Below are 14,024 nucleotides of genomic sequence, written 5' to 3'. Positions count from 1 at the left end.
GTCCCTTTTGGTTTAACATTTTATTTTATCCTATACCATACATAGCTTTCTTGTTTGCAGGCATTTCTGTATCTTGAATAATATTCTGGGCCTTATTTATAAGGTCCTCAGTTGTATAGTGCTTGAAGTATCCTATATATCTTTCCTTTGAATCAGAATAAGACGAAGTGATAAAGGTATCTGTAGGAATGTGGTGTCCAAGACAAGCCTCTATAACCGTTGTCTCATACCAGGAATTTAGATCTATGATATCTACGAGCTTATCCATTGTTACATAGAGGCAACCATTTTCCTGATCAAACTTGAAAGTTGCTTCAGATGAGTCATTTGCGTAGGTTGAGAGATCACTGGTTGCTATATAAGTACAGTCATTTGACATATATCTTGCAAGGGATCCGTTTGAGTACGCCACGAGGAGTGTTTCGCCCTGGTTTGGGTCATCATAGAATGTCATTCCAAGTGGTGGTACATGTTCACAGTCTATTTCTCCAAGGAGCTCGCCTTCGATATTTTTAACAATGATTACTTCATCATTAGAAAATGCTATCTTGTCCCCTTTGCTGGTTACAGCTATGCTTGTAGTTCCGCTCCAGTCCTCAGGAAGAGTTATTTCAAAGCTCTTTTTATTTTCAAGATCGATTATGTAGTTCTTGTCGTCAGTATCGCCAATGAAATAAGCAAGGTGTGAGTTATCAAAGAACTGAAGCGATTTGCAGTAAGTTAGTTCTAGTCCCTCGATCGGTATCACTTCCTCTTTTCCTGTATCAAGGTCAAGTAAGTAAATTCCACATGACTTGTAATCTTCTGTCAAAAAGTACGCTATCTTATTGTCTACAAGACCACAGCAGATATCCATTGGAGTGTAATTATCTGTAAGCTCTTTTTCTTCTGTTTCCTTGGTCACAAGGTTATAACTTACTAACTTAAGATAATCTGCAGTGTTTCCTGAAATGTACTCATTATATACAACATAAAGAACCTTGTTATAAGTGCCTAATATCTTGAATCTGTATGGGGCTACGGTGTCGCTAAGTGTAATGGTGGTTTTGTAGGTCTTATCGTTTGGATCCAATATGGCAAGATCTGTTCCGTCGTCGTTGTCATAGAGAAGGGCCAGCACATCATCATCTAAATAATGAGAAGAGCTAGGCGAATCAGTAGCCTCACAATTAGTAAATTTAGTCCAGTCTTCGTCACAGACGTTTACACCATAGCTGATAATATCGTGGCTATAAGTCTGATGAGTGTAGTAAGCACCATTTACATGGACTTCATCAAGCTTGTCGGTAAATCTGTCTATTGAGGCTACACCCTTTGAACCTGATCCCAAAGTGGTTGGCATTACAGTAGCACCTGAGCGGACAACATAAAGAGGTACGCCATCTCCGTCGTTATCACTTGCATTAATGATAGAGTCTGTAAGATGATGATTTTCGATCACTTCTCCGGTTTCACAGTCATAGATGCTTCCAGCGTTACCAGCGTGATAGAGAACTGTGCCATTCGCAAGTGGGAGGAAAGAGCTGTCATATTCTACATCATCACAGACAAATTCCTGAGTCCATTTCTGAGTAAGGTCTTCAGAGGAGTAGCAATATATCTCAGAAAAGTCATCGGTAGTAAAGGTGTAATAATTGTATCTTGTGCTTCCATCACCAAAGCTACCTGTATGGCAGGCAAAGAAAATATTGTTATTACCATCGAAGGTGATACTTGTCAGGCTACAATCTCCTATGAGTTCAGATTTTAGCTCTTTAGTCTCCATATCATATACACAGAGATAGTAATTATTGTTTTTAAAGACTTCATCTGATTTCTCTTCTTTTGGGGCACTCATGGAAAAGGCCAGTTTGGTCTTGTCATCAGAAAGAGTCAGTGATGAAGCATATTCCAATATATCTCTGTTCTCAAGAAAGGTTGAAGTGCTTATTTCTGAGCCGTCATCTATAGAACACTCCACTAATTCACCGCTTTTGAAAGCAAGAAGGAGTGAGTTGTCAGTATATTTAAATACGGAAGGACCGTAGGATTCCTGGAGGTCTTTTTTCCACAGAAGTTCTCCTGAATTAAGGTCATAGAAATAGAATGCCTTGTCTGAATATATTGAGATCTTATCAGAGTTAAAAAACTCATAGGTAATATCATAATCGTCAAAGTTCAGTGAAAGTATCTGCTTGTGAGATGATGTATCCCAGACTGTAATGCAACAGGCATCATCTATCGCTGCCAGCTTAGTTCCATCGCGTGAGATCTTAAAGGATCTTACGATGTTAGGCATTGTGTAGTTCCAGTTGGCACTGATGCTTGATCCTGAAAGTGAAACGTAGGCATAGGATGCCTTGGTTATTGCCTTAACAGCTTCAGGAGTTACAGGCATTTCACTGTTTTCTTCTGTTGGAAGAGCAGCAAGTGCAAGATGTATAGCGTCGATTCTGTTGGCGTCACTGAATACAGTCGTGGACTGGGTTGCCAAGAATCTGGACTGGCTACGCAGAGACTCGATGTAGTTCTGGTGGATCAAAGTTCTGCTATAGAGCATATATCCCGAAAAACCGATCGTAAGTGCCATTGCGCCTGCAAAGATGGCTGTCATCCTGCGCATCTTGTACTGACGATGTCTGTTCATAAGTTCGTCATATGAGCAGCCGATAAGAGCAGCAGCCAGACGAGGAAGTTCTTCTGCTCTTGCTTTTTTAAGCGGAAGTCTGAAGTCACAGGAAAGGGGCTCTAATGGAACTTCGATGGTTTTTGTCTCACCATTTTCGTCTACGACATTTCTTTTACCGGTTAAAAGCATTTTTGGAATAACGTCGTAAGGCTCACCATCTGCAAGTACAGTAAGAACCTGGTTCATTGTATGATTTTGCAGGAAGGTCTCAATTTCTTTTTCTACCCAGGTTGATTTGCAGGTATTGGTTGAACAGATGACAATAAGATAATCAGCGTTTTTTAGAGCTTCTGAAATAGTGTCATTAAGGTCGTTTGTAATAGGAAGCTCATCCTTATCCCTGAAGATCCTGTCAATCTTTTTGATACCAGTTGATTTCTGGATCTTCTTTGGAATGTGATAATGCTCAAGACCACGTACGATCTCGGCGGCTACTTTGTTGTCGAGATCAGCGTGCTTGTAAGAAATAAAAGCGTTATAATAGTTGATCATGTTACTCCTCCCATAGGAATTTTGATGAAATTAATTGCAAAATTCCTTAAAGCGTTAGCTCGGAATATGATAGCATAAAGAGGAAAGTAATGAAAGAATTGTTATGCTAATTTAACATATGCAAATTTGCTATATTTTGCAAAATAAGGAATGGTCTATGACAAAGAAAAAACTGGCACTGGAAGTAATAGAGAGATTGAAAAAAGAATACCCTGATGCAGTGTGTACACTGGCTTATGACAAGGCCTGGCAGCTTCTTGTAAGCGTGAGACTGGCAGCTCAATGTACTGATGCCAGAGTTGATATGATAACACCTCTTTTATATAAAGAGTTTCCAACTGTTGAGGCTCTGGCAAAAGCTGATGTGGCTGATATAGAGAGGATCGTGCGCCCATGTGGTCTTGGCAATTCCAAGGCAAGAGATATATCAGCCTGTATGAAGATCATTCATGAGAAATATGGCGGAAATGTACCAGACAATATGGAGGAACTGCTGGCTCTTCCTGGAGTTGGAAGAAAGAGTGCCAACCTTGTTTTGGGAGATGTGTATGGTAAGCCTGCTATCGTTACAGATACTCATTGCATCAGGCTTAGCAATCTGATCGGACTTGTTGATAATATCAAGGATCCAGCCAAGGTGGAAAAAGAGCTTTGGAAGATCATTCCTCCAGAAGAGGGGAATGCGCTATGTCACAGATTTGTTACTCATGGAAGAGCTGTGTGCGTCGCCAGGAGACCTGACTGCGAAAAGTGTTGCCTTAAGGACATTTGCAAATATGGGAAAAATTTATAAATTTGTTTATAAAAAGGTTAGTTGACGTATCTAACCTCACTATTTACAATAATTGTAAGTATGGAACTATGTGTATTGTCCTTTTTCACAGGATTGCACAAGAAAGGTGCATTGCTTATGGATTCAAATGGACTTAGTGCTGAACAGCAAGCTTTATTAGCGAGCATCATGGGAAAGTCATCTCAGGCAGGTGGAGGTGGCGGTTTTTCTCCTGCGAATGTTCCTCCTGCAGGTGGAGCAGCTCCGGCAGCACCTTCTGGCGGTGATCCTGGCAAGATGCTCAGCCAGGCAGAGATCGATGCTCTTATAGCTTCTATGGGAAAGTGAGACTTCTTGGTAAGTTTATATTTGTATTGTATGCCCTCTTTGCTTTGTGCGAAGGGGGCTTTTGTTTTTTGGGGGGATGTAGTTTGGGCGTTTTGTTCTGGTCGGGGTATGAGGAGGTTGTGCAATTTACATGTGCGATTTTGAGGTTGGGCATGCCTTTTGATTTACAACAATTTGTTTGGCATGCCAATTTTGGAGTTTTAGCTTGAACAAGGCATGCTTTTAGCGAGTCTTTTGAGAAAAAGGCATGTAGAAAAAATACAGATTAATAAAAAATGGCATGCCCATTCGAGCTAAAAACACGAAAAGGAATGCCGATGTTTTTTTATGATGGATGAAATTCATCCGTATATCATCATGAAATAAGCTTACATGAGTAAAGAAAACTATAAGCATGTCAAAGATAGGTACAGAACAAGCATATAGCACATAAACCCACGCGCGAAGTAATATAACAGCTTTGCACTTATATATTTATGTATTTTTACATTGGTACGATCACCAGTTTCTGAGGATCTACGTGTCTTGACTCACCTTTTCGTCCACGGCATACAATTCCCTGCTCGATGTTGATCATCTCAGCATGAGATTTCATTGCATCCATGATCTGCTTAGCGGCAGCTTCATAATCCTTAGCTTCCATAGGAATTACGTAATCATGGTTAAGGTGTTCTGTTGATATAACCGCTGATTTATATCTTGTGTCATATCTGATTCCCTGAAATGTGCATATTTCAGTGTTTAACATTCCGTTACTATCAGCGCATTGCATGGCAATATACATAATTCACCTCATTTCTACAAAAGAAAAAAGTGTCTCTACTCATTAATGATAATACATCAACGCTAAATTGACAAACACAATATCTTGCATTTTTTAAAAAAATTTGTGAACAAAAGTACTAGATAAGGTAGAAAATGATCAGAAATTAGCATGTGAGAATAGGTGATGATCATGGATTCTCACATAAGATAGGTTTCAATAGTTGCCTTGATTATCCTTGAATCAAGCGGTTGCTTGGATGTTTCGAAAGTAGTAATTAGGTTCTTTCCTAGCATGTATCCATGAAGTTGGTAGGATTGTAACTTTGCATAGTTTTTACGCAAATATCCGATATCATCCATCATTCCAAAATGCTCCCATATTATCTCTTTCCTAGTTCTTACATTTAGACAAAGGAAATCAGGATATATGGTCTCTCCTTTGACTAAGCTCATGGGATATTCATATTTATATGGCACATTGTACTTATCAAGCATGTTTGCAATATTTACTTCAATTTTTGAACGGACTCTTTCGTTTCGATTGGTAATGAATAATGTCTCATCATACATATCATGTTTGTGGTAAGAAACGTTATTCCATAAATCTATGAATTCATTATCTGGGATCGCATATGGGGTTATCAACTTTTGTCGGAATTCTGGAAGAGAGTGATACAGGGATACTAAGGGGGCTTTATCTAGATCAACAAGTGGGTATAGAAGTTTGATCTCTTTTTTTGCCAAAGAGTAGGCTTGCTTTAGATAGCTTTTTTGAGCCAAAGAGCTTGCTAAAGAAATTTCACTATTTTTTATATAAGTGCGTTTTGGTAAATTGTCACTTGAAGCATGATTAGGTTGCTTCCAGTAGTACTGATATCTGTTTCCGTGTTTGATCACTCCAAGGGAACCATCCGGCATATGGTGAAAAGAGCTTTCATAATCCTGAACAATTCTTTCAAGAAAGAGAATGCGTTCTTTTATAAGGCTTTGAATTGGTTCTAGACTTTCTTTTACAATGACAGTCTGATTTGGAATAACGCTTTCTTTTGGGTTGTGTTTGTTATAGTTCTTTTTCATTTATACTCCTTTTATATTTTAAAATTGTTGTTTTCTTTAGTACTAGTTTTATAGGGGCATGCCTTTTACATAAATGGTCGGTTCGAGGCATGTCTAAATAGCTCAGTTTTTTATTTAGCAGCATGGCTAATGGCGAAATAATTGCTTAAAGTCATGTCGCTACAAATAAAATAAGTGGAAAATGGCATGTCTTTTGGCTGAAACCATGAAAATGACATGCTCGGCGGCTAGAATAACCACGATAACAAAAATGCCAATAACAAAAATAACAAAATGCCAATAACAAAAATAGAATAAATTAAGCATTAACAAATATATTTATTCGACGCACAGAAAACCATCGCGCCATATGAAATAAATACAAGTGAAAAGTATACATTACATAGTCAAAATTGTAAATCACATTCCACTTCATTTTGTTTGACATCAATTTCACTTGTGGTAAAATTTTGTAGTATATATGCTAACAAGAAAGAAGGATTAGGTTTATGTCAGAAGTTTATAACCATCATGCGATTGAGAAAAAGTGGCAGAAGTATTGGGAGGATCACGAAACATTTAAGACAGATGTTTGGGATTTTAGTAAGCCCAAGTATTATGCCCTAGATATGTTCCCATATCCATCAGGAGTAGGACTTCATGCTGGACATCCAGAAGGATACACCGCTACTGATATAATGTCTCGTATGAAGCGTATGCAGGGTTATAACGTTCTGCATCCTATGGGATATGATTCTTTTGGTCTTCCTGCAGAACAGTATGCTGTTACAACAGGTAATCATCCTGCCGGATTCACACAGAAGAATATAGAGACATTCTCTAAGCAGCTTAGAGAACTTGGATTCGATTATGATTGGTCCAAGATGATAGCAACAAGTGATCCAAAGTTCTACAAGTGGACACAGTGGATCTTCAAGAAGTTATATGAGGCTGGATATGCCAAGCACATTGATATGCCAGTTAACTGGTGTGAGGAGCTTGGAACAGTTCTTTCAAATGATGAAGTTATTGATGGTAAGTCAGAGCGTGGTGGATATCCTGTTGTTAAGAAGATGATGAAGCAGTGGGTTATCGATCAGCAGGCTTTTGCTGAGGAACTTCTTGATGGTCTTAACGAGATCGACTGGCCAGAGTCAACTAAGGAGATTCAGCGTAACTGGATTGGTAAGTCAACTGGTGTAGAAGTTGATTTCAAGATTGTAGGTGGCGGAGATTTCTCAATCTTTACTACATGTATTGAGACTATCTATGGTATTACATTCATGGTACTTGCTCCAGACGGAGATATCGTTAAAGGACTCATGGACCGTGTTGAGAATAAAGAAGAGGTTCAGGCTTATATCGATGAAACTCTCAAGAAGAATGATCTTGATCGTACAGACCTTAACAAGACTAAGTCAGGATGCCCACTTAAGGGAATCTATGCTATCAATCCAGTAAATGGTAAGGAAGTGCCAGTATTTATTGGTGACTTCGTACTTGCAAGCTATGGTTCAGGTGCGGTTATGGCTGTTCCTACTCATGACCAGAGAGACTTTGAGTATGCACAGGTTCACAACCTTCCACTTATTCAGGTTATTAATAACGCTGAGGGAACAGTTGATGTTTCTGAGCATGCATTCGAGAAGCAGGATTACCTTGGAAAGGGCTATATCCTTGAAAATTCTGAGGAGTTCAACGGCCTCACAGTTGAGGAAGCCAAGAAGGCAATTACCAAGAAACTCGTTGATATGGGCGTTGCAAGAGAAAAGGTTAACTACCACTTCCGTGAGTGGATCTTTGCTAGACAGCGTTATTGGGGTGAGCCAGTTCCGTGCATATACAAGGAAGACGGCAGCATTGCATTCCTTGATGACAGCGAGCTTCCAGTAGTATTGCCTGAGCTTGAGGACTATAAGGGACGTAATGGTCAGGCTCCACTTGAGAATGCAACTGAGTGGAAGGCTTATAACAAGAACGGACTTAAGGGCACAAGAGAAACATCTACAATGCCTGGTTCAGCTGGATCATCATGGTATTACATGAGATATATCGATCCTGATAACGACAAGGAGTTTGCAAATCAGGAGCTTTTAAAGCACTGGATGCCTGTTGACCTTTATGTTGGTGGTCCAGAGCATGCAGTAGGACACCTGTTATATTCACGTATCTGGAATCGCTTCCTTTACAACAATGGACTTTCTCCAGTAAAAGAGCCATTTAAAAAGCTTGTTCATCAGGGAATGATCCTTGGTGAGAATGGAATCAAGATGGGTAAGCGTTTCCCAGAGTTCGTTGTTAACCCAAGTGATATCGTTCGTGATTATGGTGCTGATACTCTTAGACTTTATGAGATGTTCATGGGACCTTTGGAAGTTTCCAAGCCATGGAACTCTAACAACGTAGTTGGTGCTAGAAAGTTCATCAACCGTGTATACACATTTTTTACTGAGCCTGCCAATATCACAGATGACAATAATGGCAACCTTGAGAAGATATATCATCAGACAGTCAAGAAGGTTACAAGTGATTTCGAATCTCTTGGCTTCAACACAGCTATTGCGCAGATGATGATCTTTGTAAATGCAGTTTACAAGGAAGGCAGCTGCCCAAGAGAGTATGCTGAGAATTTCATCAAGATGCTTTCATGTATCTGCCCACACGTTGGAGAAGAAATATGGCAGATCCTTGGACATGACAATACTATTGCCTTTGAGCCATGGCCTACATATGATGAGTCCAAGTGCGTAGAGGATACAGTTGAGATCGCAGTTCAGATCAACGGTAAGGTTAAGGCTACTTTGAATATTGGCAAGGAAGATCCTAAGGATGAAGTAATTGCTAAAGGAAAAGAGCTCATTGCAGATAAGCTTGATGGCAAGACTGTTGTAAAAGAGATCTATGTTCCAGGCAGAATCGTAAATATTGTTGTTAAGTAATAAGCATAGCTACTATGAAAAAGAATAATTGTTAACGATATTTTAACAAACTCACTGCTACATAAAGTAATTCAAATAATTAGCACACCAGATGAAGCTACATCTGGTGTGCTTTTTGTATAAATATGAAATATTAACAAATTAAAATCAAGATAAATCATGTAATTACGACTAAAATTATTGCAGTACTTGTAACAATACGATATAATACAAATGTTTTTATTAGGCAATTAAATTTCAATTTTTATAGATTTCTTTGCAACATTTACAGAAGAGGGGACTGTATTAAGTGTAGAGAACTTGCTTTGTAGGAGGAGAACTACAGTGAACCGGGGACATAAGTCGCCTTTTTGTAAAGGTTTTATTTTGGTATGCGCTATACCAATCATATTATGGAGCAATTTTGCTACTGTCTTTGTATTGGCAGGAGAAAATGGCGGAGATCCAAATAATAATCCACCAATTGAAGAACTTGCTGATGACAAAAAAATAGAAAACCCAGAAGAAAACTCAGAAGAAAAACCGGTAGAAAAACCAGTGGAAAAGCCTGTTGAGAAAACAGGAAAAGAAGAAAAAAAGGTAGAAGAACTGGAAGAGCCAGAAAAAAAGCCTGAAGAAGAACCTGTTGTTGAGGATAAAGCTGCTCCAGTTATTTCTGATGTAAATTTTGGGAATGCCAGCTCTTTTACAGACTCACAGAGCCAGACAGTTTATTATGCCGATTCAAAATGCCCACTTGAGATTTTAGCCAAGGTAGAGGACCTTGAACCAGAAGATGAGTCTTATGATGCATCTGGGGTTGATGCAAACCGGGTTTATGTTGTCTTTGCTGATGACTCTGTTGCCCTAATGGAGGCAGAGGAAGATATAGAAGATACATATTCATGGGTTCCTGAAGAAAATGCATATCGTAACTACGAGATCAAAGGAATCCGTGCAACAGATAATGCTGGTAATACCTCAGAAATAACAGTAAACAGAAGAATCTGTTATTATAATGCGGAAGAGGATGCGGGTAATATAACTATTTCTGTTACATCGGACGGAGACTGGTATTCTGTGTCTGCTAATGGAGGAACTGTTCCGGAGATCACTGTAACAGCGCAGACGGTAAGAGAACTGGATTCAGTTTGCATCTCAGACATAGATTCAAATGCGATAGATGTTCAGAAGTCTTATGAAAACGGAATCTATAAGCTCACAGCAAAAGCAAATGTTAAAAACATTGAAGGTAAATCTGATTATGTGGTAGCCTACAAGTTTTGCGGAGATGAAGCATCGCAGCAGATTGGAACTCTTAGCTGCAGTATTGATAACACCGCCCCAACAGCTGTTGTTACAGTTGAAGCAGAAACTGTAGAGAATGAAAAAAATCTACTCAAAAAACTGAGTAAAAAGGTAGTGAGCTTTTTTAACAGGAAAGTAGACGTTCTTATTTTTGTTCCTGCAAACTGCGATGATAAAGATGCTAACGGCGATTGTGCTACTCTTAGCGGCCTCAAATCTGTTACCTATACAGTAAATGGAACAGAAAAAGAGAAGTCTGTTAGCGAAGATGACCTTAGAACAGTTGATAATAAAAATGCAAAAGGATCCAGTCAGTACTATGTAATTACAGAGACACTGGATACCAGTGCAGAAACTGTATATGAATTGGAAGTCACAGCTCTTACTGATAATGCCGGCAATGTAGCCTACAGTTCAGAGGGCAAGATTGAAGATGGCAAAGGCGAATTTGTTATTGATAAGACAGGGCCTGTGATCGCGATCGACAATATCAAGAACCCGGACGCAGATGAAGATTATGCGTTTTTCCAGGATGGAATTCAGGGAACAGTTACTATAACTGATTTTGACATAGATGAAGATTCTGTTTCTTTTGATAAGCCAGAAGGCGAAGAGCTTCTTTATGATGCCAAGATACTGGTTCCAACTATGACTGCAGAGTCTGAGGAATATCTTGCAAACTTAGGCAGCATGGATCTGGTTACTCGTTTGGAATACAGCTATAGCACTGATGAAGACGGCGTTTATGTTATTTATGCTTCAGCAAAAGACCTGATGGGACATGGAAATTCATGCAGGACAAAGTATCTGGTGATAGATAGAACAGCCCCTGAAGTAAATGTAGAGTATAGTTTTGGTGATCCTGCAGGTGAAAATGAGACTTACGTTAATTCAAATGCAACTATCACAGTAAATATCAAGGACAGATGGCTTGATACTGAAAGTTCAGTAGTAAAGGTTAAAAAGATAAGCATTGACGGCAGCGAACAGACAACTGAACTTAAAGAGTTTGAGGGCGAACTGGGACAGGAGGATTGGAAACTTTCTTTTGTAACAGAGGGTGATGGCATATATCAGGTATCTGTAGAAGCTGTAGACCTTTGCGGAAATGGACCATCTACTGTAGAAGACCCGGGATTTACTGTTGATACAACAGCTCCAGATGTTGAGATGGAGATCGATAACAACGAGCCAATGAATGAGAAGTACTATAACAAGGCAAGAACAGCCAGGATTACAGTTACGGATCTTTCATTTGATCAGGAGGCTTCTAAACCTAAATTAGAGCAGAAGTATGGCACTGCCAACGAGAGCGAATGGGCACAGACTGGTACTTTTACTTATGAAAAGACAATTGAGTTTAATAAAGACGGTGTCTACACCTTTGATATTGTATGTAGTGACAAGGCTGGCAATAGCTCAGAAGTTCTCCATGAAGATGAGTTTGTAGTAGATACGACAGCCCCAGAAATTAAGGTTACCTATGACAAGGAAGAAGGACATAACGAGAAGTACTTCAAAGACACCAGAATTGCTACAGTTGGAGTAAAAGATCTTTCATTTGACGGAAAGCTTGTAGAAGTGGGCATTCAGCCGGTTGAAGATGGCGGAACACTTCCAAAGATCACAGGATTTGCTACTACAGAAGATCTAAGCACTGGTTATATGACCTTTGACCAGGATGGAACATACGGATACACTATCAAGTGTACAGACCTTGCAGGAAACGTATCTGAGACTTATATGTCAGATGTTTTTGTGATCGATAAGACTGCTCCAGAAGTTTCTTTTGAAGGAGTAGCTAATTTCTCAGCTAATAATGGAACAGTTGCACCTACAGTATCCTATGTAGACAAGTACATGGATATGGAAGCAACAAAGGTCACATTGACAGGCGCGAACAACGGACCGGTTCAGACAGGAAGTGTGGTAAAGCCTACAGAGAATGGATTTGTTGCTTCATTTAGTGACTTTGCTCACGAAAAACAAATGGATGATCTCTACGTTCTTGAGGCAACTGTTGTAGATATGGCTGGAAATGAGACCAAAGAGGAACTTGTGTTTTCTGTAAACCGCTTTGGTTCTGTATTTGTTCTTGGTGATGGAACAAAGGTCCTCAATGATCAATACTATATTAATGATCCAAAGGATGTGACCATAACTGAGATCAATGTAGATACTCTTACATACAAAGATGTTAACTTAACTCGTGATGGAGATATCATCGAACTTGCCAAGGATAGAGATTATACAGTTAGTCAGCAGGGTTCAGATACTACCTGGAAGACTTATACATACACAATTCCTAAGGAAAACTTTGAAGTTGATGGCGTTTATTCAGTAACAGTTTACACAGAGGATAGAGCTACCAATACTCAGGATAATAAGTCAAAAGATGCAGAGATAACCTTTGCTGTAGATAGAACAGCACCAAGTATTGTAACTGTTGGCCTTAAGGAAGGCGAGCAGTATAAAGAATCAGCTCATGAATTTTTAGTTGATGTAACTGATAATATGGGGGTTAAATCGCTGACGGTCTATATTGATGGACAGATCGTTCAGAATTATTCTGGCGAAGAGCTTGCTCAGGCAGGTTCAACAGTAAGCGCGACAATTAATGAATCAGATGAGACACATACTGTTACTATCATTTCTGAGGATATGGCAGGAAACAAGGAAACTCTTGTTTACAATGGAATTTTAGTTTCAACTAAGGAAACTATTGGCTCAGGAGATGACGGCAAGGGTGGTCTGCCAGAAGTGCTGGGAGTGACCAAGGGTGCATATGTAGCATTGATTATTGTTCTTAGTACTACAGGCGCAGGACTTGCGACAGGCGCCGGAATATTGATGTTTAGAAAAAGATGACATCGGAAGGCTTTATGGATACAAAAATAAGCATCACAACAGATAAAGGCACAACTAAAGAGGTTAACCAGGATTCTACTATGGTTAAGGTGGCAAGTACTGCACAGTATGGCAAGATAGTTATGGGCGTTCTTTGCGACGGAATGGGTGGACTTACCCAGGGAGAAGTTGCAAGCGCAAAAGCTGTCGAACTTATGGGAAAATGGTTTGTTGAAGGGCTGCCTATGGCCCTGTATCATAAAAATGTTACAGAAAGACTTGATAGAACAGAAACTCTTGATATAATATCTGAGATAATTCGTGGATGGCAAACTTTGGCGTTAGATATTAATGCCGAGATATTGGACTATGGCAATCAGCATAGATGCATGCTTGGAACTACAATGGTCGCCCTATTGGTCATTGGTGATGAATATGTCATCATGAACATCGGAGACTCCAGAGTTTATGGCTCTTCTAATGGAGAAACAGTTCTTTTAACCCATGATCAGAGCGTTGTTCAGGATATGATAGACAAAGGCATGATGACTGCTAAGGAAGCAGAGAATAGTCCACAAAAGAGTGTGCTTCTTCAGTGCCTTGGAGTATCAGAGAGCGTAAAACCTCAGATGGTAAGAGGCAAGATAGAACGAGGACAGGAATTTGTTCTATGTTCAGACGGCTTTTGGAGAGGACTTACGCAAGGCGAACTTAACAGTTGCCTTTCTCATCCAGGTAGTGCCACAGAAGATGATATGAAAAAGAACCTCGATCGTTTAGTTGAGATACTCAAAAAAAGAGGCGAAAAAGATAATATTTCAGTTATAAACATTTGTATAGAATAAAGGAA

The 14,024-nt window shown here is 39.4% G+C and carries 8 protein-coding genes; 5 read left to right on the top strand and 3 right to left on the bottom strand.

All coding sequences use genetic code 11. The annotated features are described in order from the left end of the window. Positions 1-25: 25 nt before the first annotated feature. Complete coding sequence (locus BUA02_RS09295) at positions 26-3,160, bottom strand: toll/interleukin-1 receptor domain-containing protein (protein WP_072703236.1); 3,135 nt, start codon at positions 3,158-3,160, stop codon at positions 26-28. A gap of 157 nt (positions 3,161-3,317) precedes the next feature. On the opposite strand from BUA02_RS09295, the gene BUA02_RS09290 reads away from it, so the two are divergent. Continuing rightward, positions 3,318-3,953, top strand: a complete 636-nt coding sequence (locus BUA02_RS09290) for an endonuclease III domain-containing protein (protein WP_071175488.1) — start codon at positions 3,318-3,320, stop codon at positions 3,951-3,953. A gap of 117 nt (positions 3,954-4,070) precedes the next feature. Continuing rightward, entirely contained in the window at positions 4,071-4,280 is a 210-nt protein-coding gene (locus tag BUA02_RS09285) for a hypothetical protein (protein ID WP_071175489.1), read from the top strand. Between the two features lie 484 nt (positions 4,281-4,764). Here the strand turns inward: BUA02_RS09285 and BUA02_RS09280 are convergent, their stop codons facing one another. Together BUA02_RS09280 and BUA02_RS09275 are read right to left on the bottom strand one after the other, a co-directional pair. Then, on the bottom strand, positions 4,765-5,064 hold the full coding sequence (locus tag BUA02_RS09280; protein WP_072703233.1) for a hypothetical protein: 300 nt from the start codon (positions 5,062-5,064) through the stop codon (positions 4,765-4,767). A gap of 179 nt (positions 5,065-5,243) precedes the next feature. After that, positions 5,244-6,122: a PDDEXK family nuclease gene (locus BUA02_RS09275; RefSeq protein ID WP_072703230.1), complete on the bottom strand. Its 879-nt coding sequence runs from the start codon at positions 6,120-6,122 to the stop codon at positions 5,244-5,246. Positions 6,123-6,610: 488 nt separating this feature from the next. On the opposite strand from BUA02_RS09275, the gene leuS reads away from it, so the two are divergent. From leuS to BUA02_RS09260, 3 genes are all read left to right on the top strand, one after another. Further along, a complete protein-coding gene (gene leuS / locus BUA02_RS09270) occupies positions 6,611-9,040 on the top strand; it encodes a leucine--tRNA ligase (RefSeq protein WP_072703228.1) in 2,430 nt (809 codons plus the stop codon). A gap of 324 nt (positions 9,041-9,364) precedes the next feature. Next, the gene (locus BUA02_RS09265; protein WP_207647713.1) at positions 9,365-13,195 is read left to right on the top strand and encodes a hypothetical protein; all 3,831 of its coding nucleotides are present in this window, start codon (positions 9,365-9,367) and stop codon (positions 13,193-13,195) included. A 14-nt stretch (positions 13,196-13,209) separates the two neighbouring features. Continuing rightward, positions 13,210-14,019, top strand: coding sequence for a PP2C family protein-serine/threonine phosphatase (locus BUA02_RS09260; RefSeq protein ID WP_072703222.1), 810 nt, complete (start codon positions 13,210-13,212; stop codon positions 14,017-14,019). The last annotated feature ends 5 nt before the right edge of the window (positions 14,020-14,024 follow it).

Source organism: Butyrivibrio hungatei DSM 14810 (assembly GCF_900143205.1).
Lineage (GTDB): Bacteria > Bacillota > Clostridia > Lachnospirales > Lachnospiraceae > Butyrivibrio > Butyrivibrio hungatei.
Note: the sequence above shows the minus strand (reverse complement) of the source record. Positions and strands in the feature narration are given on the sequence as shown.